Here is a 21,535-nt window from a genome sequence, read left to right as displayed (position 1 = left end):
TCACACCCCCGAGAGCTGCAACGGCAGCTCGCGCAGGCGTTGCCCGGTCAAGGCGAACACCGCGTTGGCCACGGCCGGCGCCGTGGGCGGCACGCCGGCCTCGCCGATGCCGCCGGGCTTTTCGCTGCTGGGCAGGATATGCACTTCGACCACCGGCATCTCGTTGAGCCGCAGCACCTGGTAATCGTGGTAGTTGGACTGCACCACCTGTCCGTCCTTGATCGTCAGTTTGCTGTGCAAGGTGAAACCCAGGCCGAAGGCGATGCACGACTCCATTTGCGCCTCAATACTCTTGGGGTTCACCGCAATCCCGCAGTCCACCGCACACACCACCCGATGCACGCGAATCGCCAGGTTGTCCTGGGACACCTCGGCCACCTGCGCCACGTAACTGCCGAAAGACTCGTGCACCGCCACACCCAAGGCATGGCCGTCCGGCAGCGGCGCTTTCCAGTTGGCCTTCTCCACGGCCAGGTTCAACACGCCCAGATGCCGCGGATGGTCCTTGAGCAGGGTCCGCCGGTATTCCACCGGGTCCTTGCCGGCCGCCGTGGCGAGTTCATCGATCAGCGATTCCATGACGAAGGCGGTGTGGGTATGCCCCACCGAACGCAACCACAGCACGCTGATACCGGTCTTCGGCGAATGCAGTTCAACCTGGTGGTTGGCCAGCCCTTCAAGGTAGGGACTGTCCGCCACGCCTTCCACGGAGGTCTTGTCGATGCCGTTCTTGACCATGGAGGCTTCGAGCGAGGTGTCGGCCATGATCGACTGCCCGACCAGCACATGCTTCCACGCCATCGGCAGGCCATCGGCCCCCAGCCCCACCCGCGCCTGATGCAGGAACGCCGAGCGGTAATAACCGCCACGGATGTCATCTTCCCGCGCCCACACGGTTTTCACCGGCCCGCCCGCGGCTTTGGCGACCTGCACCGCTTCGGCGACAAAGTCCGAGGTCGGGTTGGCCCGCCGGCCAAAGCCGCCGCCGAGGAACTCGGTGTGGATCTCGACCTGCTCAGGTTTGAGCCCGGTGATTTTGCCGGCGATCATCTGGTCCAGGGTCTGGAACTGCGTACCGGTCCAGATCTCGCATTTATCCTGGGTGATCTTCACCGTGCAATTGAGCGGCTCCATCGGCGCGTGGGCCAGGTACGGCACGCTGTACTCGACGTCGAGGGTCTTGGCCGCTTTGCCCAGCGCCGCCTTGGTATCGCCGGCCTGGCTGGCCGGGAGGCCGGGGGTGGCGGCGAGTTTGCGAAAGCTTTCCAGCAGTTTGTGACTGTCGAGCCCGGCGTTCGGCCCCGGGTCCCATTCCACGTGCAGCGCATCGCGCCCCAGTTTCGCCGCCCAATAGTGATCGGCGATCACCGCCACGCCGGTCGGCACCTGCACCACTTTGTGCACGCCCGGGATTGCCAGGGCCCCGGCGCCTTCGAAGGATTTGACGCTGCCGCCGAACACCGGCGAGCGGGCGACCATCGCGGTCATCAGGCCATCGAACTGCACGTCCATGCCGAACTTCGCGCGACCGGTGATTTTCTCCGGCGTATCCAGGCGCTTGGTAGGCCGGCCGATGATTGTCCAGTCCTTGGCATCCTTGAGTTTGATCGACGCCGGGTCCGGCACCGGCAGCTTGCCGGCGTCGTCGGCCAGTTCGCCGTAAGTGGCCCGCTGGTCGCCGGCCATCACCACACCCGATTCGGTGCGAATCGTCGAAGGCGCGACGTTGAAACGCTTGGCGGCCGCCTCGATCAACATCAACCGCGCCGCCGCACCGGCCTGGCGATAGCGGTCGAACTCCATCCAGGTCGAGGTCGAACCGCCGGTAATCTGCATGCCGCCAAACCCCGCCAGACCGTAATCCTTGGCCGAGGCCGGGGAATGTTCGACGCGGATTGTCGACCAGTCGGCGTCCAGTTCTTCGGCAATCAGCATGGTCAGGCCGGTCCAGATGCCCTGGCCCATTTCCGAATGGCCGAGCAACACGGTCACACTGTTGTCATTGCCAATACGCAGGAAGGCATTGGGGGCGAACACGTTGCCCTGGTTCTCGGCGCCCACGGCAAAACGATGGGCTCCGGGGATGACGAACGCCACCACCAGCCCGCCGCCGAGCACGGCACCGGCCTTGAGAAACCCCCGTCGAGAAAGCGGATTGAGGCTATTCATGGCCATCAACCCAATTGCGCGGCGCGTTTGACCGCCGCACGGATTCTTGGGTAGGTGCCGCAACGGCAGATATTGCCGGACAACGCCTGATCGATATCGCTGTCGGTCGGCTGCGGGATCTTCGCCAGCAAGGCCGCCGCCGACATGATCTGCCCGGACTGGCAGTAACCGCACTGGACCACATCGAGTTCGGCCCAGGCTTGCTGGACCGGGTGTGAACCGTCCAGCGACAGGCCTTCGATGGTGAGGATTTTCTGGCCATGGGCCACGGCGGTGACGGGCGTGATGCAAGCGCGTAGCGGCGTGCCGTCGATGTGAACGGTGCAAGCGCCGCATTGGGCCATGCCGCAGCCGAATTTGGTGCCGGTCAGGTGCGCGACATCGCGCAGGACCCAGAGCAGCGGCATGTCCGCGGGGACATCCAGTTCCTGGTCCTTGCCATTGATATTGAGGGTCAGCATTGCGGCGGTCCTCAGACTCACGGTGTTCTGAAGGGGGGCGTCGCTGTGGCCACAACACACCTACGCGCGCCTCGGGTTATCCCTACAGCTAAGTCCAATTTGCCCCGCAGGCCGAGGCGTATCGACCACCGGTCACCGCCAGGCGCGAACTCGCTCGCGTCTACAAGGCCCTCGGTTTCAACAAAATATCGCTGTAGCGCAGGAGAAACAGCCCGAACGCACAACACCAGAGCAGCGCCGACAGCGCCAGCCCAAGCCCGGAAAACGGCACCAGCAACACCCGCGACAGCCCTGCCAGCAGCACCAGGGCAAAACCGGCGACAATCGCTTTCGAAGGCTGCAACGCCCGTCCGGTATGCCCCAGGCTGACCCGCGCAATCATCGCCAGGATCAACCCACCCACACCGCCCACCGCCAGCGAATGGGTGGCCAGGCTTTGTTGCGGCATCCAGCCCGCATGCCACATGGCCATGGCAAAAACCGCCACCACCAGCCAGACGTAGGACAGGTACAGCGACCACAACAACGGCACGCGCCACAGGCCCCGGTCATGCCAGCGCCACAACCGCACCAGCTGCAAAGTGCCCATCAGCACAAACAGCGCCGCCAGCCACAGCCTGGGAACATCATCCAGGCCCAGGGCGAAGGTCAGCGCGGCCAGCAAACCACTCACCATCAGAATCCGCGTCGGCCATGGGCTGGCCGCAGGCTGCGCCGGACGGTTCAAACCACGCTGGATGAAGAACGGAATCACCCGCCCGCCGATCACACTCATCATGGCGCCCACCAGCCACAGCGCTGCCAGTACGCCACGCCGTTGCAGGCCGACATCGTCGGTCCACAGGCCCCACAGCGTCATGGCCTGACAACCGGCCAACAGCGCGACCATCAACAGGATCGGGTAATTATCGCGCTTGCCGGCCGCGATCAGGTCGCGACCCAGCACCCCGGCCAGCAGCGGCAGAAAAGGCATCTGCAGCACCAGCAAAAAACCCGGGGACGCCGGCATCAACCAGGCCAGTCGCGCCAGCAGCCAGACCAGCACCAGCCCGATCAGCGGCCAACCCTTGAGCCCCGGTCGACCGGTCCAGTTTGGCACCGCCGTCAGCAGGAACCCGGCGATGATCGCCACCGCGAAGCCGAACGGCATTTCGTGTCGATGCCAGGCGAGCATGCCGCCCACCGGTTGCGCGCCGGGCAAGCGGCCGTACAGCCACAAGGCCCAGATCGCCACCGCCAGCAGGGCGAATGCGGCGCCCGCCAGAAAGAACGGGCGAAAGCCCAGGCTGAAGACGGGGGCAGCGGCCAGTTTGCGCATCAGGCCAGCGCCCCGGCCAAGGGTTTGCTCAACCGGTGCTGGGACAGCAGGCGCATGACGTAGCCGATTTTCAGCAGGGTCGGCCCGACAATGGTCATGGCGTGCAGCGCCACCAGGGCGACGATCGACAGATGACCGTCGTAGAGGTAAGCACCGTAGATACCGGCCAGCAGCATCGCCAGGCCGACGCCGAGTACACGGCTGGACAGTTGCAGAACATTCTGAGGATTGCTGAAGAAATGGAACATTTTCCGTACTCCTGTAGCAGTTCAGTTGTACGAGGGATGTAGCAGGTCTCGTGCCAGATATTTGCACGCTATGAATCAAGCACTTGAGATGGCAGATGTCAAAACGACTCCTCAACGAAATAGTCATTACGACCTATTAAGCAGTCATACTGACTAATCGAGACCCTGTAGGAGCGAGGCTGCTCGCGATGGCGGCCAACGATGACGCGGGGCACCTGAATCACCTCGCTGGCCTCAGGTTTTTCGCGAGCAGTCTCGCGCCCACAAAAAGAGCAAAGAGCGCTTTGGCGATCTACGGCACAACCGGGCGAGCGCAGGCTGTCTACGCTGATAGTCCAGCATTGCAAAAACCTGCCAGGGAGACCCGCCATGCTACACGTTCAAAAACTCACACCCTGCCTGTGGTTCGACGGTCAGGCCGAAGAGGCCGCGAAGTTCTACTGCGCGATCTTCGATCACGCCAAAATCACCGCCATCACCCACTATGGCAAGGCTGGCCAGGAGATCCACGGCCACGCGGAAGGCTCGGTGCTGACGGTCAGCTTCGAACTCGACGGGCAGAGTTTCACCGGCCTGAACGGCGGCCCGAACTTCACCTTCAATGAAGCGATTTCGTTTCAGGTCAATTGCCAGACCCAGGAAGAAGTCGACCACTTCTGGGGGCGGCTGTCCGCCGGCGGGCCGTTGGAAGCGCAGCAGTGTGGCTGGCTCAAGGACAAGTTCGGCGTGTCGTGGCAGATCGTGCCGGTGGCGATGATGGAGATGCTCAAGGACCCCGACACGCACAAATCCCAGCGCGCTATGGCGGCGATGATGCAGATGAAAAAACTCAATATCGCCGAACTGCAACGAGCCTTTGACGGCGAGAGCTAATACACTCCGAGGCTGACCTGCCGAGGACTGACCATGAAGCCTTCCAAGCCGAAGGACACCGACAAGGCCCCGCGCTTCTGGCGCGATGACGCCCTGCCCTTCATCGAGGCACGCGCCATCGCCGACGGGCGCGAGGTCTGTTACACCCGGCATGCCCACGCGCACTTCTCCATCGGTGCGATCACCGCCGGGCGCAGTACCTACGTCCACGAGCAGTCGCAGTGGGAAGTCAGCACCGGCACCGTGGTGCTGATGAACCCCGGCGATGTCCACGCCTGCAATCCGATTGACGATCAACCCTGGTCATACCTGATGCTGTATGTCGATACCGCGTGGCTCAGCGACTTGCAGCATCAGCTCGGGTTCAGCGACGACCTGGCGTTTCGCCGCTTCGCCGTCACCCACACACCGGACTCCGGGCTGTTCGAGGGCTTGAAAAGGTTGTATGAAATCCTGGTCGATCCGCATCAGGATGTCCTGGGCAAGCACAGCGCGACGGTGGAGTTTTTCACCGAGGTGCAGCTGCGGCTGAACCCGGTCGATCAACCGCTGCGCGAGCCCAACTTCAAGCTGGAGCGCGCCGCCGACTTCATCCGCGACCACTGCACCCGAATGCTCAAGCTCGAAGACATTTGCGAAGCCGCGCAGTTGTCGCCGTCCTACCTGATCCGCGCCTTCAAGCAGCATTACGGCATGACGCCCCACGCCTTCCTGGTCAACCAGCGCATCCAGTTCGCCCGGGACCAGCTGCGCCACGGCAAACTGATCGCCGACGTCGCGCTGGAAGCCGGATTTGCCGACCAGGCGCATTTCCAGCGGGCGTTCAAGCTGCACCTGGCGGCGACGCCGGGGCAGTATCGCGGCTGACCAGGTGATCACGGCAGGATCAGGTACACCGCACTCACCGCCAGCATCAACGCCATCACCCGGTTGAACCAGCGCATCCCCGCCGGGTTGTTCAAGTAACCGCGTAAAAACGTCCCGGCGTAGGCCCAGCAACCGACCGATACGTAGCAGATCACCAGGTACACCGCCGCGAACTGCCACACCAGCCGCGCCTCGCCATCGGCGACAAACGCCCCCATCCCGGCCACGCAGGCCAGCCAGGCCTTCGGGTTGAGCCACTGCATGACCGCGCCGTACAGCATCGACGGCGCGCGGCCCGCGTCCTTCGCCTCGAGCTGCCCGTTGTCGGCGGCCAGCCTGAACGCCATGTACAGCAGGAACGCCACACCGGCCCACTGCACCACCCGGGTCATGGCCGGCCACATTTGCAACAGCTCATGCAGCCCCAGCCCCATCAGCACCAGCAGCAACACGAACCCCAGGGTCGCCCCGGCCACATGCCGCTGGCTGGCGCGAAAACCGAAACGCGCCCCGGCACTCAACGCCACAATGTTCACCGGCCCCGGCGTTATCGAAGCAGCCAGCGCAAACGCCGCCATGGACATCATCAGACTCATCGCACACCTTCTTCCTGTCAGTTGAACCAGGCCTCAAGGTAGAGCGCCGACGGGTGTCCGTATTGAACAAAACTGCCCTGCGTGATCGCTATGAGTAAAAGCCCACCACCCGCTTCACTTTCACCAACGCCTGGCGCAACGAGTCCATGTCCACCGAACCCAGCGCCAGGCGAATGGCATGCGGCACATGGGGCGTAACGGCGAAGGGCTCGGCGGGCGACACCGACACCTGTTCGCGCATCAACGCCATGGCGATCTGGTCGGCCCGGGCGTCGTCGGCCAGTGGCAGCCAGATGAAATACGAGGACGGGTGGCTGATGGTCCTGAGCCCCGCCAGCACCTCGCGCGCCAAGGCTTGCCGGGCCTGTGCGTCGGCACGCTTTTGCGCCTCCAGCCGGGTGACGGTGCCGTCGTCGATCCAGGCCGTGGCGATGGCGGTCATTACCCCGGGGGTGTTCCAGGTGGTGGCCATGATGGTGCGCTCGAAGCCCGCGATCCACTGCACGGGCGCGGCGACAAAACCGACGCGCAATCCCGTGGCGACATTCTTCGATAAGCCGGACACGTAGACCGTTCTTTCCGGCGCCCTATGAGCCAGGGGTGAAGGGACGTCCCCGGCGAGAAACGCGTAGGCGGCGTCCTCGATGATCATCAGGTCATGCTGGCGTGCGATCGCCACCAGGCGCTCGCGCTGGTCGGCGTCCATCACCCAGCCCAGCGGGTTATGCATAGTCGGCATCGAGTAGACCGCCCGAACCGGTCGATGCCGGCAGAGTTTTTCCAGGGCCGACAGGTCGGGCCCCGTGTCGGTGACCGGAATGGCCAGGACTTCCAGGTGCAGGGTTTCGGCCAGGGTCTTGAACCCCGGATAGGTCAGGGCATCGGCCGCGATGACATCACCGGGCTTGAGCAGCGTCATCATCACCACCGCCAGGCCATGCTGGGCGCCGCTGACGATCAATACCTGTTCGGGCGGCACGTTCAGCCCGCGCTCCATCAGGTGACGCGCCACCGAGGCCCGCTCATGCATGCGCCCCGCGTGGGGCTGATAGCGCAGCAAGGCTTCGAGGTCGCCAGACAACGCCAACTGGCGCAAGGCCGTGCGCAATAGATCCGCCTGGCCGGGCAACGACGGGTAGTTGAAGTTGAGGTCAATCATCCCTGCCGCCACCACGGACTGGGAAATGCCCTGCCCCGGCGGCAACGCTGTTTCCCGCACAAAGGTCCCGCGCCCGGTTTCGCCGCTGATCAGGCCCATGGCCTCAAGCTCGGCATACACCCGGCTCGCGGTGACCAGCGCCAGGCCGTGCTCGGTGGCCAGTTGTCGGTGCGTCGGCAGGCGTGTGCCGGGCGGCAAATGCCCTGAGCGAATGTCGGCGGCAAAGGCATCCACCAGTGATTTGTAGCGGGAGCGCGGCATGTCGAGATGTATCCATGACAATTTTTTGATTGTATCGATACTCAGCCATAGGATGACTTCATGCAACCTGACAATGAGCGTGAGTGACATGGAACGGACGTCGAATATGCAAAACCAGGTACTGGAAAACAGCGCAAGCGGGTGGATCAATGGCCTGATCGGCGTGGTGATTTTCAGCGGCTCGCTGCCCGCCACCCGGGTGGCGGTGCTGGAATTCGATCCAGTGTTCCTGACGGTGGCCCGCGCGACGATCGCGGCAATGCTCGCGCTGGCTCTGCTGCTGTTGTTCAAGGAAAAACGTCCGGCACGCCAGCAACTGGTGCCACTGGCCATCGTGGCCCTGGGCGTGGTGGTCGGGTTTCCGTTGCTGACTGCGCTGGCGTTGCAGTACGTGACATCCGCGCACTCTATTGTGTTCGTCGGCTTGTTGCCGCTGGCGACCGCGGTGTTCGGGGTCTTGCGTGGCGGGGAACGGCCGCGTCCGGTGTTCTGGATTTTTTCGATACTGGGCAGTCTGCTGGTGGTCGGTTTCGCCGTGGCCCAGGGCCTGACCGCCTCCCCCCAGGGCGACATCCTGATGCTGCTGGCGATCCTGGCCTGTGGCCTGGGCTATGCCGAAGGGGCGAAGTTGTCGCGCACGCTCGGCGGCTGGCAGGTGATCTGCTGGGCATTGGTGCTGGCGTTGCCGGTCATGGCAGCCCTGACCGGGTGGCGGATGCCGGCGTCGTTCAGCGGCATCAGCACGCCGGCCTGGTTCAGCCTGGCTTACGTGTCGCTGTTCAGCATGCTGATCGGTTTTGTGTTCTGGTATCGCGGGCTGGCCCAGGGCGGCATCGCCGCGGTCGGGCAACTGCAACTGCTGCAACCGTTTTTCGGCCTGGCGCTGGCGGCGACCTTGCTCCATGAACACGTGAGTATCGGCATGCTCGGGGTGACCGTGGCGGTGATTGCCTGCGTGGCCGGGGCGAAAAAATTCGCACGCTAGCCACTGTCATGGCGCTTGTCATCATGACTGTACGGGGCCATTCGCCCGGGCCCCGTGTAAAAATGCGGCTCTCGTAACAGGAGCCTGCCCATGGACCTCGCCACCCTCACCTTATTCCTTCCGGCCTGCTTCGCCCTGAACATGGCGCCCGGCCCGAACAACCTGCTGTCGGTCAGCAATTCGACCCGCTACGGCTACCGCACCGCGTGCATCGCCGGGGTCGGCCGCTTGCTGGCGTTCGCCGCCATGATCGCCCTCGCCTCGGCGGGCCTGGCGGTGGTGCTGCAAACCTCGGAATTGTTGTTCTACGGGATCAAGATTCTGGGAGCGGCGTACCTGTTCTATCTGGCCTGGCAACTGTGGCGCGCCGACCCTGGCGTGGAAAACACCGTGACCGGCGCGCCGGTGGGGATGCTGGCACTGGCCCGGCAGGAATTCCTGGTGGCGGCGGGCAACCCGAAGGCGATCCTGATCTTCACCGCTTTCCTGCCGCAATTCGTCGACTCGACCCGCGCCATCACACCGCAATTCGCCGTGTTGGGCGCGTTGTTCCTGGTGCTGGAGTGGATCGCCATCGCGGCCTACGCCTACATGGGCCTTCACATGCGCCGCTGGTTCGCCCGGCCATCGGGCAAGCGGATCTTCAATCGCTGCTGTGCGGGACTGCTGTCGGCGGCGGCTTCGGTGCTGCTGATGGCGCGGCGGGCCTGAAATTGATGTAGGAGCTGCCGAAGGCTGCGATCTTTTGATCTGGCGCATAAAAATCAAAAGATCGCAGCCTTCGGCAGCTCCTACGTGATCGGGGGGCACAGAAGGAAATTCCCTGTCGATTTTCCGGTGGAGGCGACCCCTGCCCCGTTCTATGCTGCGTGCATGAACCTACAACACACGCTGCTTCCGCCCCATGCCGAGATGGTCCGCGCCATGCTTGAGCGAGACACCGCCTACGAGGGGGTGTTTTTTACCGCGGTGAAAACCACCGGGATCTTCTGCCGCCCCAGCTGCACCGCGCGCAAGCCCAAGCCGGAGAACGTCGAGTTCTTTGCCCAGGCCGAGCAATGCCTGTCTGCCGGCTACCGCGCCTGCCTGCGCTGCAAGCCGCTGGACGCTGCCGACAGCGCGCCGGAATGGGTGCAGAGACTGCTCCAATCGGTAGACGCCGATCCCGAGCAACGCTGGACCGACGCGCAATTGCTGGCCGCTGGCATCGAGCCGCTGAAGTTGCGCCGCTGGTTCAAGCAGCATTTGGGCATGACCTTTCATGCCTGGCTGCGCACCCGGCGCCTGGGCATGGCATTGGATGGCATCAAACAGGGCGACTCCATCGACAGCGCGGCATTCGACTCGGGCTACGAGTCCCTGAGCGGTTTTCGCGATGCCTTTCAAAAGTCCTTCCACATCACGCCCGGCCGTGCCGCCAACAGTGAGCCGCTGCTGTTCAGCCGCCTGACCACGCCGCTGGGGCCGATGATCGCCATGGCCGAACGCCGTGGGCTGGTGTTGCTGGAGTTCCTCGATCAGGCGTCGCTCACCCGGGAAGTCGAGACCCTGCAAAATCGTTTCGGTTACGCCGTGGCGCCAGGGCACAACCTGCACTTGCAGCAGATTGAAGCGCAACTGGCCGAGTATTTTGCCGGCACCCGCACTGAATTCAGCGTGGCCCTGCACCTGCCCGGCAGTGAGTTCTCCCGCCAGGTCTGGGCCGAACTGGCGAAAATCCCTTACGGCCAGACCACCACCTATGGCGCCATCGCCGCCCTGCTGGGCAAACCCGGTGCCAGCCGCGCCGTGGGCCTGGCCAACGGTCACAACCGCCTTTCCATCGTCGTGCCCTGCCACCGCGTGATCGGTGCCGACGGCTCGCTGACCGGCTACGCGGGCGGCCAGCCGCGCAAGGCGTTCCTGCTGCGGCTGGAACACGCGGCGGTGCCGCTCACCGATCAACTGCCATTCTGAACCCGCGTAATTTTCATGAAGGAAAGCCTGAACCATGCCTGACCGCTACCAGCCGGCCAGCCGCTTCCTGTCGTCGCTCGACGAGGACTGGCGACGCCACATCGACGCCGTCGGCCCCTGCCTGCATCAACCCCACCCCGCTCGCGATCCTTATGAATCGCTGGTGCGGGCGATTGCCTATCAGCAACTACATGCCAGGGCGGGCGATGCGATCGTCGGGCGACTGCTGGCGCTGTTCCCGTCGGCCTCGTTCCCGAGGCCGGAACAGATCGTCGCCAGCGATTTCGATCAACTGCGCAGCTGCGGGTTTTCCGCCAGCAAGATCGCGACGATCCAGGGCATTGCCCAGGCGACACTGGACGGCGTGGTGCCCGACTATGCGAGCGCGCTGGCGATGGACGATGAAGCCTTGATCGAGCGCCTGGTCACCCTGCGCGGGGTGGGCCGCTGGACCGTGGAAATGCTGTTGATCTACAGCCTGGAACGGCCGGATATTTTGCCGGCCGATGATTTTGGTGTGCGTGAAGGCTATCGACGGCTCAAGGGCCTGGAGGTGCAGCCGACGCGCAAGCAGATGATTGAGATCGGGCAGGCGTGGAGCCCGTACCGGACGGTGGCGGCGTGGTATTTGTGGCGGGTGGCCGGCAAGTAGGCCGTGTCGGCGTTCCTCACCGGAACGCCGCCCGGCGCCAGCCCACACTCGCAGGGTGTGGGCCGCTGGACCGCTATTTGTCCGACTTGATCGCCGTCCACACCCGCGTGCGCACCCGTTCCAGCTTCTGCGGCAACGGCTGCACGACATAGAGCGTTGCCAGCGCTTCATGGGTCGGCGTCAGGTTCGGGTTGCCCGTGATGTCCTTGTTAATCAGCGCCAGCGAGTCCTTGTTGGCATTGGGGTAGCCAAGGAAGTCACTGATGGGCGCGATCACTGTCGGATCGAGCAGGTTGTTGAGAAACGCGTGGGCTTGCTCAACGTTCTTCGCGCTTTTTGGAATGGCGAAGGTGTCGAACCAGATCGGCGCGCCCTCCTTCGGCAAGCGCCAATCGACCACCACGCCGTTACCCGCCTCCCTGGCGCGATTGCCGAACTGGTAGAAGCTGCCGGAGTAACCGATGGCCACGCAGATGTCGCCATTGGCGATGTCGGTCATGTACTTGGCCGAGTTGAAGTAGGTGACGTAGGGGCGGACCTTGAGCATCAGCGCCTTGGCTTTTTCGTAGTCCTCCGGCTTCTGGCTGTTCGGGTCCAGCCCCAGGTAATGCAGGGCCAGCGGCAGGATTTCCGAAGGCGAGTCGAGCATGGCCACGCCGCAGGACTTGAGCTTCTCCATGTTTTCGGGCTTGAACACCAGGTCCCAACTGTCCACTGGCGCATTTTCACCCAGCGCCGCCTTGACCTTGGCCGGGTTGAAGCCGATCAGCACGGTGCCGTACATGTAGGGCACGCCGTACTGGTTGCCGGGATCGTTGGCGTCGAGCAACTTGAGCAGCGCCGGGTCCTGATGCTGCCAGTTCGGAAGCTTGGACTTGTCGAGCTTCTGGAACACACCGGCCTTGATCTGGGTTTCGATGAACTGGTTCGACGGCACCACCAGGTCGTATCCGGAGTTGCCGGTCAGCAGCTTGGCTTCCAGGGACTCGTTGGTGTCGAAGGTGTCCCAAGTGACTTTGATACCGTTTTTCTCGGCGAAGTCCTTGGGCACGGACGGCAGGATGTAATCCGCCCAGTTGTAGACCCTCAACTCGGGCTGTGCGGCGTGCACGGCGCCGGCCAGCAGCGTCAGCCCACATGCCGTGGCGCCCAGGATGCGTTTGATGGTTTCCATGGATCAGTTCCCCAATGTCAGCTCGTTGGTTTTTATGTTGTAGACGGCAGCGGCCTGCAAAACAGCCAAGGGCAAGGAAGATCACGTTGCTGGTTATGGATTTGGTCGGTGCGGCTGAGTCAGCGGCCCGCCTTGATTCTTGCTGAGCGCCTGGCGGGTTCACAGCGTGAGGCAGGCCAAAAGGAGATGGATATGGCCAATATCGGTGTCCGGATGGATCTGGAGGGGCCGGAGGGTGTACATATCCGTTTCTTCGGTAACGGCGGCTTACGGTTTCGCCCTTACGGCGAGTTATCTGGAAAAACGGTACGCCGCCCGGCGCCCAGTAACCAAGCGCCTTTGCCCCACCGCTCAGTGCCTCGCCATGGCTTGGATTGCAGGTGCGTCCGCGATCCAATGTGGGAGCGGGCTTGCTCGCGAAGGCGGTGTACCAGTTGACACATGTATTGACTGACACGGCCCTTTCGCGAGCAAGCCCGCTCCCACATTGGAACTGGGTACATCAGCAAGAGCGAGGTCGGCTTTAAGGCCGCCTCGCCTTGTTTTTGATCCGGGCACCCCTTTAAAGCATGCCGAGACAAGGCGAGGCACCGAGCGACAGGGGCAAAGGCGCTTGGTTACTGGGCGCCGGGCGGCGTACCGCTTTTCCAGGTAACTCGCCGTGAGGACGAAACCGCCAGCCACCGTTACGCAAGAAACGGGTCTACCCCCAATCCAAATGGCACGGGGACAATCTACAGGCAAAAAAAAACGCCAGTCCCGTTCGGAACTGGCGTTTCTTGAAGATGGCAGGGGCGGCTGGATTCGAACCAACGCATGGCAGGATCAAAACCTGCTGCCTTACCGCTTGGCGACGCCCCTGCAAATGTTGCGACGAGTGTCTGACACTCGATCCCAGATTCACACCCTGTTTAAGGCGCTGTGCTGGAATGCGCGGAAATTTACCAACTTTTGTTTCGCCTGGGAAGCCCCCCACGCACAATTTTTCTTTTAAAACAGCGACTTGTTAGTAAAGAGGTTCCCGACCGGTAAAAAAAATTAACGCCAAGGTTGAAATCCCCCTTCTGTCGCGTAAGGCTGTGCAACCAGTAACGTTATGAAAAACCTTTAAAGAGAAGTGAAGTTCCTGTGCTCAATATCCCGCCAGGCAAACACTCACCGTATGTCCCCTCTACTGCCGGTACTGACCGCATGATCCAAGTCACTGAAGTTTCCATTGCCCAACTGCGCGCCGCGCTCGAATCCGGCGAGACTACGTCGGTCGAACTCGTCCAGGCTTACCTCGCCCGGATCGATGCCTACGACGGCCCCCACACCCCGACCGCGCTCAATGCGGTAGTGGTGCGCAACCCGCAGGCCTTGAAAGAGGCGCAGGCCAGCGATGCCCGTCGCGCCAAAGGCGAAACCCTTGGCCCGCTCGATGGCATTCCTTACACCGCCAAGGACAGCTACCTGGTCAAAGGCCTGACCGCCGCGTCCGGCAGCCCTGCCTTCAAGGACCTGGTTGCCTATCGCGATGCGTTCACCATCGAACGGCTGCGTGGCGCCGGGGCGATCTGCCTGGGCAAGACCAATATGCCACCCATGGCTAACGGCGGCATGCAGCGCGGGGTCTATGGCCGCGCCGAGAGCCCGTACAACGCCAACTACCTCACCGCGCCGTTCGCCTCGGGTTCGTCCAACGGTGCCGGCACGGCCACCGCCGCCAGTTTCGCGGCCTTCGGCCTGGCGGAAGAGACCTGGTCGAGCGGTCGCGGCCCGGCGTCGAACAACGGCTTGTGTGCCTACACGCCTTCGCGCGGAGTGATCTCGGTGCGTGGCAACTGGCCGCTGACCCCGACCATGGACGTGGTCGTGCCGTTTGCCCGGACCATGGCCGACCTGCTCGAAGTGCTCGATGTGGTGGTGGCCGAGGACACCGACACCCGTGGCGACCTGTGGCGCCTGCAACCCTGGGTGCCGATTCCGAGCGTCGCTTCGGTGCGTCCCGCATCCTATCTGGAACTTGCCGCGAAGTCCGATTCACTCGCCGGCAAGCGCTTCGGCATTCCGAAGATGTACATCAACGCCGACCCCGAAGCGGGCACCAGCGAAGCGCCGGGCATCGGTGGCCCGACCGGGCAGCGCATCCACACCCGCCCTTCGGTGATCGGTCTTTGGGAACAGGCGCGCAAGGCCCTCGAAGCCGCCGGCGCCGAAGTGCTCGAAGTCGATTTCCCGCTGGTGTCCAATTGCGAGGGCGATCGACCTGGCGCGCCCACCGTGTTCAATCGCGGGATCGTCTCCAAGGAGTTCCTGCACCATGAACTGTGGGATCTGACGGCCTGGGCGTTCGATGATTTCCTGCAAGCCAACGGCGACCCGAAACTGAACCGCCTGGTTGACGTCGACGGCCCGCTGATTTTCCCCCACGACCCGGGCACCCTGCCCAACCGCGAAGGCGACCTGGCCGCCGGCATGGACGAGTACGTGAAGATGGCCGAGCGCGGCATCACGCCGTGGGACAAGATCGACACCGTGCCCGACGGCCTGCGGGGGCTTGAGCAGACCCGGAAAATCGATCTCGAGGACTGGATGGATCGGCTGGGCCTGGATGCAGTGCTGTTCCCGACGGTGGCCGATGTGGGCCCGGCGGATGCCGATGTCAACCCGGCGTCTGCGGACATCGCCTGGAGCAACGGTGTGTGGGTGGCCAACGGCAACCTCGCCATCCGCCATCTGGGAGTGCCCACGGTCACCGTGCCGATGGGCGTCATGCCCGACATCGGCATGCCGGTCGGCCTGACCTTTGCCGGCCGCGCCTATGACGATTCGGCCTTGCTGCGCTTTGCCGCGGCGTTCGAGTCGACCGGCAACAAGCGCCTGATTCCGCCGCGCACCCCGCCATTACCTGCCAATGGATAACTGATGTGGGAGCGGGCTTGCTCGCGAAGGGGCCGTGTCAGTCACTCTTCAGGGTGAATGTTCCGGCCTCTTCGCGAGCAAGCCCGCTCCCACAGTTTTTTGCAGTGATGGGGGTTTGCATGTGCCGTGTCAGAACGGCACGGTCAGTTTCATCCAGTACGCATTACCCTGCGCCCGGTTGCGCACTTCGGTTTCCTGCTCCCATTTCCCCGTGACGAACCATCCCGAATTGCTGGTGTATTTGATCGATGGCCCGATGGCCAGCGAGCGTCCCTTGTTGTTTTCGATGGTCTCGCCGTTCTGGCGGTCGTCGGTGGTCTGTCGGTAGTAATAACCGCCGACACCCAGCACCCAGCCATTGCCCAGCCCCCACCCGACGGCATAGTCGACATGAAATTCCTGGCCCGAACGGTAGTCGGTCGCCGGGTTTTCACGGTTGAAGTCGTACATGATCTTGGCATCGAGGTTGAGCCCGTTGGGGTCGATGTAAGACAGGGCGTAGACCGGCTCGATCACCCAGTAATTGCGCCCGGTGTTGGCCAGGTCGCCACGGTCGTAGCGGCCGGTCGGGGCGATCATGTCCAGGGAAAGAATGCTGTGGAATTTTTCACTGTGGTGAAAGCCCAGCGCGGCCCCGTAAATCACATCCCCCAAGCCTTGCTTGTTCTGCGACTGGCCATTGAGTTCGACCTTGAGATCCACCAGCGGCACGATCGCGTGCAGCGCCACGCTGGCGCCGAACAGGGTGTAGTCGCTGACCCAGATCAGCCGCGGGGTGATCGCGTTGGCACGCACGCGAAAATCCAGCGGGAGTTTCTTGCCGTCGTTGCCACGCAGGTTGTCGGCTTCATAGTGGGTAACGAACAGTTGGCCGTAGAAGCCCGGTGGCGGCATCGCGCCGGACATGTAGTTCTCGGCGCCTAATGGATAAGAGGTGCCGCCGCCTTCGGTGGCGTTGGCCGCCAGAGGCCAGGATGCGACCAGGGCAGTGGAGATCAGGAGCTGCTTTGTTGTTCTACGAGTCATGCATTTCAACCTTTATTGTTGTTATTGGTCGGGCACACCCTGTGGGAGCGGGCTTGCTCGCGAAGGCGGCGGCACATTCAACATCTCAATGCCTGACACCCCGCTTTCGCGAGCAAGCCCGCTCCCACAGGGGTTTTCGGGTGACTTCAGATGCGCTTGAACAGCGCCGAACGCTGGGTCGATTCGCCTCCGTCGGCGGCGCTGTAGAAGCGCTCCATGAAGATGTCGCGCTCGAACAGCCGTCCCTGCATCAGGCAGGTAATGGCCGAATCGATCATCACCGGCGGCCCGCACAAGTAGGCCTTGCGCTGGCTGAAGCGGCCGTCGAAATGCTGCTTCGCCGCGTCATGTACATAGCCCTTGAACCCCGTCCACTCGGGGTCCTCGACCGCCTGGCTGAGCGCCGGCACGTAGGTGAAGTTGGCGTGGTCCCGGGCCAGGGCCTCGAACAGCTCGCGGTTGTACAGTTCGGCACGGTTGCGCGCGCCCTGGAACAGCACGATCTGCCGCGTATCGCCGGCCTCCAGCAGGTCGAGGATCATCGACTGCGGGCTCGACAGGCCCGAGCCGCCGGCGATGAAAATCAGGTCGCCGCTTTGCGAGCCCCGGACGAAAAACTGCCCGTACGGCCCGGACAGGTCCACCGTGTCGCCGACCTTCAATTGATCGTGAATCATGCCAGTGGCGACGCCGCCGTCGACCCGTCGCACGTGCAGTTCGACCTCGTCGGCACGACTTGGTGGATTGGCCAGCGAGAACGCGCGCGTGCCTTCGACCCCGGGCAATTGCAGGTTGATGTATTGCCCGGCCTGGAACGCCATGGGCCGGTCGAGCTTGAGGTGCACGCCCTTGATGGTCGGCGACAGGTCGACCAGGGCGCTGACCACCGCGCGGTAGTCCTCGACCGGATGGCCAAGGAAATCCGGATCGGCATCGATGTCGGCCTCGATCACCATGTCGCTCTGCGGGATCGCGCAGCACGCCAGGACCTTGCCTTCATCGCGCTCCATGTCCATCAGCGCAAAGGACGACGCCGCGCCCAGGTCCGCCTCGCCTTCCAGCACCTGGACCTTGCAGGTGGCGCAGGTGCCATGCCCGCAGGCAAACGGCAACCACACGCCCTGGCGCAGGGCGGCCTGGAGAATGGTCTGCCCCTCTTCCACTTCGATCTGCTCGCCAGTGGGTTCGATGGTGACTTGGTAACTCATGGCCGTGTCCTCAGTTGAAGCTGCCGGCAATGCCGTTCAAGCCTGGGGTGTCGAGGTGCAGCAGGCTCTTGTGATCGATGCCGTTGGCAATCAGGCTGCCTGCGTTGTCCGGGATGAATGGCTGGTCGTTAAGGCGCCATTGCGCCTGGCTGAAATCGACCCGTGCTGCATCCGGGTGCTGGGCGATAGAAGGCTTGACCACCTGTTCGATGAAGTCGCTGAACGGCATGGCCGGTGGCAGTGGAAAGGTGAACGGCGCGCAGAACATCAGGTGTTTTTCCCAGCACAGGTACACCAGTTGCAGGCCGTGGAAATTGTCCTGGCGGTCCAGGGGTTGGGCGTTGTAGGCGCCGATGGCGGTCACGGGCATGATGGTTTTCCTTGTTTTTGTCGGTTGACCTGTAGGAGCGAGCACGCTCGCGATGGTCGACAACGATGACGCGGGGCAACTGAATGCATGCGTTGCCCTGACGTTTTTCGCGAGCGTGCTCGCTCCTACATAGGATCTTGGTTGGGTCAGCCGGCCTTGGCCGGGTGCCAGTCCTGCCAGCGTCGATGCTCGGTGGAGCCCAGGTATTCGAAGTTGTCCTGGCCGGGGTTGATGTTGTAGTAGTCGCGCACCACCGACTCGACGTCGCCGCCACCGCAGTTGCCCTGCAGGATCTGGTGCACCGGCAACCAGGCCTGGATGTACTTGGTCGGCTCGTATTCGAAGATGTCGCAGCAACCCTGGGAGCAGAAGTGATAGCGCTCGCCTTCATGCCCGGCGCTGCGATGGCTGAGGGTGGTCGGGTCGTCCGGCTCGCCGAAGGACAGCGGGATCTGGCAGATCTGGCAGAGCATCGGCAGGGTCGGGTTGTAGAAACGCTCGCCCTTCTCTTGCAGGGCGCGCCAGTGTTCGAAGCGTGGGCGGTAGATCTTGTCGAAGGTGTCCGGGTATTTGGACGACAGCCAGTCCAGCTCCTCGTCGGTGGGCATCCAGGTGTGGAAGTTGGTCGCCTGGCTGTACTGGTAGAAGATCGACCAGGCCTGGTGGCTGACGTGATCCTTGCCGATGTTGGCTTCTTCGACATGCTTGGGCGGACGGATGCCGTAGCGCTCCAGGTCCTTGAACAGCGCCCCGCCCGCCTCTTCGAAATACACGCCCCAGGCTTCCGACCAGGACATGACTTTGTTGGGCAGCATGTAGTCCATCATCATCCCCACCAGCGTAAGCAGGCGGTAGCCGCGCCAGAACCACTTGTCGATCCAGCGCTGGATGATCGGCACGTTGTCTTCGTGCTGCTCCAGCAAAAACTTGATGACTTCCAGGCCCAGGGTCATGTGCCGGGCTTCGTCGGACTGTGCGGAGAAGCCGAAGGTCACCGTGGCCATGTCGCCGTTGAACGCCGCGCCGGACATGAAGGGCACGAACAGCAGGTTGGTCAGCACATACTCGAAGGAGAACGAGATCGCCGTCAGGAACTCGAACGGACCCGCCGTGCGCGCGTCTTCGAAGAACGACTTGGGCACCGAGAGGAACCACACGCGGTCGTGCATGTGGGCGAAATCGTGCAGGCCATTGAAGTGCTTGTTGTAGTGACTCATGGCGTGGATCTGGGTCTGCACGTGGCGCAGTTCATCGATGGCCTGCATCTGGCAGGCGATCCGCGCCCCGGCGCCGCTGAATTGCCGGCCGACCCGGGCGAAACCTTGATAGGCCTGGTATTCCAGCGGCGTGACGCCGGACAGGAACAGCTTCAACGCGTTGACATAACGGGCGTCCGACAGCGTGGTATGGCCGTTGTTCTGCGAGAAGGCGTCGAAGATCGCGTAGAGCTTTTTCTCTTTCTCGGCCTGGTATTTCCAGTAGGTGTCCATGGTCAGGCGGAACGGGTCTTCCCACTTGTCCCAGTCGGTGATCTTGATCCCCTCGAAGCGTTCGTGCGGGTAGATATCCTCGTGGGTCTGGTAGCTCGGCTCCCAGTCCAGGTCACGGGTCAAGCAGCGGTATTTTTCTTTGGCATTGAGGCGTTTTTTCACGGCCATGATGGCGCTCCCGAATTCTTGTTATGGATCAATCGCAGCGGGTTCGATCAGCTGTTCCAGTACAGCGAGAAGCTGTCGTCCTCTTCCACGACGTTGCCGCCGAGGGTGATCACGTACATCAGCATTTCCTGGATGTCCCAGACGCTACCGGTGAGCGCCTCGACCGTTTCCCGGCGAATGTCGAGACGGCCCTGGGCCTCGATGCGGATCATCGAGGGCTGGTGCTGGATCTCGGCGTGGGGGTTGTCCTGCACGATGGCGTCGACGATCGAACGGGCGTAGTCGGTGTCTTGCAGGTTCATGTAGACGAGGGAAGTCATGGGCGGGCTCCAAGTCCGATTTTCTTGAGGCGGGCGGCGAACTCGGTGCACACGGCATCCAGCGCCGAGTCATTGAGGCCGAGGCCGGTCAGAGGACGCAGTGCATCGACAGAACGCTGGCTCCAGTGATCGATCCAGCCCTGTACCAGCGCCTTGTTGGCCGCGCTTTCGTTGATCACGGTCTTGAGCAGCGCATCGACCCAGCGCTGGCTCTCGGCGAACCACAGGCGCATGAATTCGGTGAGCATGCCGACCTGGCCGGCGCCGTTGGCCGTCAGTTGCTCGTCGAGTTTGTGGAACAGCAGCGGGTACACCAGGCCGTCGCTGACCAGGTTTTGCGCCACGGTCAATTCGAACCAGTCGCGCACCACCAGGGTGTCCTCGACGTAGCGGCGCATGCCCTGCCACGCCGGATCGTTGAGCCACTGCTGCTTGGCCTGGGCCAGCAGCAGGACGTCGCCGTCATCGAGCATCAGGCCGATGCGCGACAGGTACTGGGCAATGCCCAAACGGTCCATGGCCTGGAACATGTGCATCTGCGTGACGCTGGTGCCAAAGCCGTCGGCGGCGATGTTGCTGTTGTTCATGTTGGCGCCCATCTCGGCGTGGCGCAGGGGCAACAGCAGCTGGCTGATCAGCTGGACATTGGCGCTGGACAGGCCGGCGAGCATGTCGCGCTTTTCGCAGAAGGCGTAATCGTGCTCGGCGTTTTCCTGCATCTTGGCCCGGGCCCCGACGTACGCGCCGTAGTAGTACTGGCGCGGGTCACTGACCGCGTACCAGTCGGCCATGACCACCGCGGTGCGGGTGGCATCGTTGAGCAGCTTGTCCGGCTGCCATAGCGGCCGGTAGTGGAAATTGGTCGCCGATTCCAGGTCGAAACTGGCTTCCTGGTAACGGCTGGCGGCCTTGTCGCCAAACCGGCGACGGGTGTGGCTGAAGGTGTTGCGGATCGTCTCGACGGTGGTCGTCTTGATCTCGACGCTCATGGAGTGGACTCCTGTGGTTATTGTTCTGTGGGGATGGCGTTGTGCATGCCGCCGCTCAGTCCGCGTCGCGGGTTTCGCCGTAGCGCCACTTGCGCGCATCGGCGTCGAGGGCCTCGGACATCTGCGCATCCATGTGCTGCACGCGGTTGTTTTCGCAGAACTGGAGGAACGCCTGGCGCGGCAGCACCAGCTCGACAAACAGGTCGGGAAAACCGATGGCGAAATCGAATTCGACGAAGTTGTCGTCTGGCCCGCTGCGCACGCGGATGTAGCGCGGCATCTGATCGAAAGTGCTGCCAGGTTGGCTCATGCTCGGGTACTCCCTTGTTATGTCAGGGGTA

General features: G+C 63.0%; 21 protein-coding genes and 1 tRNA gene. 7 read left to right on the top strand and 15 right to left on the bottom strand.

Annotated features, from left to right (window positions below; translation table 11 throughout):
* The 4 genes from F8N66_RS03790 to F8N66_RS03775 form a co-directional block, all read right to left on the bottom strand.
* Entirely contained in the window at positions 1-2,169 is a 2,169-nt protein-coding gene (locus tag F8N66_RS03790; protein ID WP_150768891.1) for a xanthine dehydrogenase family protein molybdopterin-binding subunit, read from the bottom strand.
* 5 nt (positions 2,170-2,174) lie between these two features.
* Complete coding sequence (locus F8N66_RS03785) at positions 2,175-2,630, bottom strand: (2Fe-2S)-binding protein (RefSeq protein ID WP_150768890.1); 456 nt, start codon at positions 2,628-2,630, stop codon at positions 2,175-2,177.
* Between the two features lie 160 nt (positions 2,631-2,790).
* On the bottom strand, positions 2,791-3,948 hold the full coding sequence (locus F8N66_RS03780) for an NnrS family protein (RefSeq protein ID WP_150768889.1): 1,158 nt from the start codon (positions 3,946-3,948) through the stop codon (positions 2,791-2,793).
* Complete coding sequence (locus F8N66_RS03775) at positions 3,948-4,196, bottom strand: transmembrane sensor/regulator PpyR (protein WP_150768888.1); 249 nt, start codon at positions 4,194-4,196, stop codon at positions 3,948-3,950. Before F8N66_RS03775 ends, F8N66_RS03780 begins: the two co-directional genes overlap by 1 nt.
* A 369-nt stretch (positions 4,197-4,565) precedes the next feature.
* Here F8N66_RS03775 and F8N66_RS03765 point away from each other — a divergent pair, with 369 nt between their 5' ends.
* Positions 4,566-5,069 carry a VOC family protein gene (locus tag F8N66_RS03765; RefSeq protein ID WP_150768887.1) on the top strand — a complete coding sequence of 168 codons (504 nt, stop codon included), beginning with the start codon at positions 4,566-4,568 and terminating at the stop codon, positions 5,067-5,069.
* 33 nt (positions 5,070-5,102) lie between these two features.
* Complete coding sequence (locus F8N66_RS03760; RefSeq protein WP_150768886.1) at positions 5,103-5,936, top strand: helix-turn-helix transcriptional regulator; 834 nt, start codon at positions 5,103-5,105, stop codon at positions 5,934-5,936.
* A gap of 8 nt (positions 5,937-5,944) precedes the next feature.
* On the opposite strand, the gene F8N66_RS03755 is transcribed toward F8N66_RS03760, so the two are convergent.
* Complete coding sequence (locus F8N66_RS03755) at positions 5,945-6,532, bottom strand: LysE family translocator (protein ID WP_150768885.1); 588 nt, start codon at positions 6,530-6,532, stop codon at positions 5,945-5,947.
* Between the two features lie 88 nt (positions 6,533-6,620).
* Complete coding sequence (locus F8N66_RS03750; RefSeq protein WP_150768884.1) at positions 6,621-7,952, bottom strand: PLP-dependent aminotransferase family protein; 1,332 nt, start codon at positions 7,950-7,952, stop codon at positions 6,621-6,623.
* Positions 7,953-8,040: 88 nt separating this feature from the next.
* On the opposite strand from F8N66_RS03750, the gene F8N66_RS03745 reads away from it, so the two are divergent.
* From F8N66_RS03745 to F8N66_RS03730, 4 genes are all read left to right on the top strand, one after another.
* Positions 8,041-8,937, top strand: a complete 897-nt coding sequence (locus F8N66_RS03745; RefSeq protein WP_150768883.1) for a DMT family transporter — start codon at positions 8,041-8,043, stop codon at positions 8,935-8,937.
* A gap of 90 nt (positions 8,938-9,027) precedes the next feature.
* Positions 9,028-9,648, top strand: a complete 621-nt coding sequence (locus tag F8N66_RS03740) for a LysE family translocator (RefSeq protein WP_150768882.1) — start codon at positions 9,028-9,030, stop codon at positions 9,646-9,648.
* Between the two features lie 162 nt (positions 9,649-9,810).
* A complete protein-coding gene (locus F8N66_RS03735; protein ID WP_150768881.1) occupies positions 9,811-10,893 on the top strand; it encodes a bifunctional transcriptional activator/DNA repair enzyme AdaA in 1,083 nt (360 codons plus the stop codon).
* 34 nt (positions 10,894-10,927) lie between these two features.
* Positions 10,928-11,545 (top strand): DNA-3-methyladenine glycosylase family protein, encoded by a 618-nt coding sequence (locus tag F8N66_RS03730; RefSeq protein WP_150768880.1) that lies wholly within the window; start codon positions 10,928-10,930, stop codon positions 11,543-11,545.
* Between the two features lie 73 nt (positions 11,546-11,618).
* Here F8N66_RS03730 and F8N66_RS03725 read toward each other — a convergent pair whose 3' ends face one another.
* Positions 11,619-12,719, bottom strand: a complete 1,101-nt coding sequence (locus F8N66_RS03725; RefSeq protein ID WP_150768879.1) for a polyamine ABC transporter substrate-binding protein — start codon at positions 12,717-12,719, stop codon at positions 11,619-11,621.
* A 786-nt stretch (positions 12,720-13,505) separates the two neighbouring features.
* Positions 13,506-13,580: transfer RNA gene (locus F8N66_RS03715), tRNA-Gln, on the bottom strand.
* Between the two features lie 330 nt (positions 13,581-13,910).
* Here F8N66_RS03715 and F8N66_RS03710 point away from each other — a divergent pair.
* Positions 13,911-15,623 carry an amidase gene (locus F8N66_RS03710; RefSeq protein ID WP_150768877.1) on the top strand — a complete coding sequence of 571 codons (1,713 nt, stop codon included), beginning with the start codon at positions 13,911-13,913 and terminating at the stop codon, positions 15,621-15,623.
* Between the two features lie 129 nt (positions 15,624-15,752).
* Here the strand turns inward: F8N66_RS03710 and F8N66_RS03705 are convergent, their stop codons facing one another.
* The 7 genes from F8N66_RS03705 to F8N66_RS03675 all read right to left on the bottom strand — a co-directional run bounded on the left by F8N66_RS03705 (position 15,753) and on the right by F8N66_RS03675 (position 21,504).
* Complete coding sequence (locus F8N66_RS03705) at positions 15,753-16,649, bottom strand: transporter (protein ID WP_150768876.1); 897 nt, start codon at positions 16,647-16,649, stop codon at positions 15,753-15,755.
* Between the two features lie 146 nt (positions 16,650-16,795).
* Positions 16,796-17,857, bottom strand: a complete 1,062-nt coding sequence (locus tag F8N66_RS03700; protein WP_150768875.1) for an NADH:ubiquinone reductase (Na(+)-transporting) subunit F — start codon at positions 17,855-17,857, stop codon at positions 16,796-16,798.
* A gap of 10 nt (positions 17,858-17,867) precedes the next feature.
* Positions 17,868-18,227, bottom strand: a complete 360-nt coding sequence (locus F8N66_RS03695) for a phenol hydroxylase subunit P4 (RefSeq protein ID WP_150768874.1) — start codon at positions 18,225-18,227, stop codon at positions 17,868-17,870.
* Between the two features lie 146 nt (positions 18,228-18,373).
* Positions 18,374-19,885, bottom strand: a complete 1,512-nt coding sequence (locus F8N66_RS03690) for an aromatic/alkene/methane monooxygenase hydroxylase/oxygenase subunit alpha (RefSeq protein WP_150768873.1) — start codon at positions 19,883-19,885, stop codon at positions 18,374-18,376.
* Between the two features lie 47 nt (positions 19,886-19,932).
* Positions 19,933-20,205, bottom strand: coding sequence for an MmoB/DmpM family protein (locus F8N66_RS03685; protein ID WP_090468604.1), 273 nt, complete (start codon positions 20,203-20,205; stop codon positions 19,933-19,935).
* Positions 20,202-21,194, bottom strand: a complete 993-nt coding sequence (locus F8N66_RS03680) for an aromatic/alkene monooxygenase hydroxylase subunit beta (protein ID WP_150768872.1) — start codon at positions 21,192-21,194, stop codon at positions 20,202-20,204. The genes F8N66_RS03685 and F8N66_RS03680 overlap by 4 nt, the downstream gene beginning before the upstream one ends.
* A 55-nt stretch (positions 21,195-21,249) precedes the next feature.
* Positions 21,250-21,504: a phenol hydroxylase subunit gene (locus tag F8N66_RS03675; protein WP_150768871.1), complete on the bottom strand. Its 255-nt coding sequence runs from the start codon at positions 21,502-21,504 to the stop codon at positions 21,250-21,252.
* Positions 21,505-21,535: the final 31 nt, after the last annotated feature.

It is taken from the genome of Pseudomonas fluorescens (assembly GCF_902498195.1).
Classification (GTDB): domain Bacteria; phylum Pseudomonadota; class Gammaproteobacteria; order Pseudomonadales; family Pseudomonadaceae; genus Aquipseudomonas; species Aquipseudomonas fluorescens_BU.
This window is presented reverse-complemented; position numbering and strand designations above follow the sequence as displayed.

Bases quoted from the DNA above. Each gene is read 5' to 3' on its own strand.
- F8N66_RS03790 (WP_150768891.1), bottom strand. From the start codon at position 2,169: ATGAATAGCCTCAATCCGCTTTCTCGACGGGGGTTTCTCAAGGCCGGT.
- F8N66_RS03785 (WP_150768890.1), bottom strand. From the start codon at position 2,630: ATGCTGACCCTCAATATCAATGGCAAGGACCAGGAACTGGATGTCCCC.
- F8N66_RS03780 (WP_150768889.1), bottom strand. From the start codon at position 3,948: ATGCGCAAACTGGCCGCTGCCCCCGTCTTCAGCCTGGGCTTTCGCCCG.
- F8N66_RS03775 (WP_150768888.1), bottom strand. From the start codon at position 4,196: ATGTTCCATTTCTTCAGCAATCCTCAGAATGTTCTGCAACTGTCCAGC.
- F8N66_RS03765 (WP_150768887.1), top strand. From the start codon at position 4,566: ATGCTACACGTTCAAAAACTCACACCCTGCCTGTGGTTCGACGGTCAG.
- F8N66_RS03760 (WP_150768886.1), top strand. From the start codon at position 5,103: ATGAAGCCTTCCAAGCCGAAGGACACCGACAAGGCCCCGCGCTTCTGG.
- F8N66_RS03755 (WP_150768885.1), bottom strand. From the start codon at position 6,532: ATGAGTCTGATGATGTCCATGGCGGCGTTTGCGCTGGCTGCTTCGATA.
- F8N66_RS03750 (WP_150768884.1), bottom strand. From the start codon at position 7,952: ATGCCGCGCTCCCGCTACAAATCACTGGTGGATGCCTTTGCCGCCGAC.
- F8N66_RS03745 (WP_150768883.1), top strand. From the start codon at position 8,041: ATGGAACGGACGTCGAATATGCAAAACCAGGTACTGGAAAACAGCGCA.
- F8N66_RS03740 (WP_150768882.1), top strand. From the start codon at position 9,028: ATGGACCTCGCCACCCTCACCTTATTCCTTCCGGCCTGCTTCGCCCTG.
- F8N66_RS03735 (WP_150768881.1), top strand. From the start codon at position 9,811: ATGAACCTACAACACACGCTGCTTCCGCCCCATGCCGAGATGGTCCGC.
- F8N66_RS03730 (WP_150768880.1), top strand. From the start codon at position 10,928: ATGCCTGACCGCTACCAGCCGGCCAGCCGCTTCCTGTCGTCGCTCGAC.
- F8N66_RS03725 (WP_150768879.1), bottom strand. From the start codon at position 12,719: ATGGAAACCATCAAACGCATCCTGGGCGCCACGGCATGTGGGCTGACG.
- F8N66_RS03710 (WP_150768877.1), top strand. From the start codon at position 13,911: ATGATCCAAGTCACTGAAGTTTCCATTGCCCAACTGCGCGCCGCGCTC.
- F8N66_RS03705 (WP_150768876.1), bottom strand. From the start codon at position 16,649: ATGACTCGTAGAACAACAAAGCAGCTCCTGATCTCCACTGCCCTGGTC.
- F8N66_RS03700 (WP_150768875.1), bottom strand. From the start codon at position 17,857: ATGAGTTACCAAGTCACCATCGAACCCACTGGCGAGCAGATCGAAGTG.
- F8N66_RS03695 (WP_150768874.1), bottom strand. From the start codon at position 18,227: ATGCCCGTGACCGCCATCGGCGCCTACAACGCCCAACCCCTGGACCGC.
- F8N66_RS03690 (WP_150768873.1), bottom strand. From the start codon at position 19,885: ATGGCCGTGAAAAAACGCCTCAATGCCAAAGAAAAATACCGCTGCTTG.
- F8N66_RS03685 (WP_090468604.1), bottom strand. From the start codon at position 20,205: ATGACTTCCCTCGTCTACATGAACCTGCAAGACACCGACTACGCCCGT.
- F8N66_RS03680 (WP_150768872.1), bottom strand. From the start codon at position 21,194: ATGAGCGTCGAGATCAAGACGACCACCGTCGAGACGATCCGCAACACC.
- F8N66_RS03675 (WP_150768871.1), bottom strand. From the start codon at position 21,504: ATGAGCCAACCTGGCAGCACTTTCGATCAGATGCCGCGCTACATCCGC.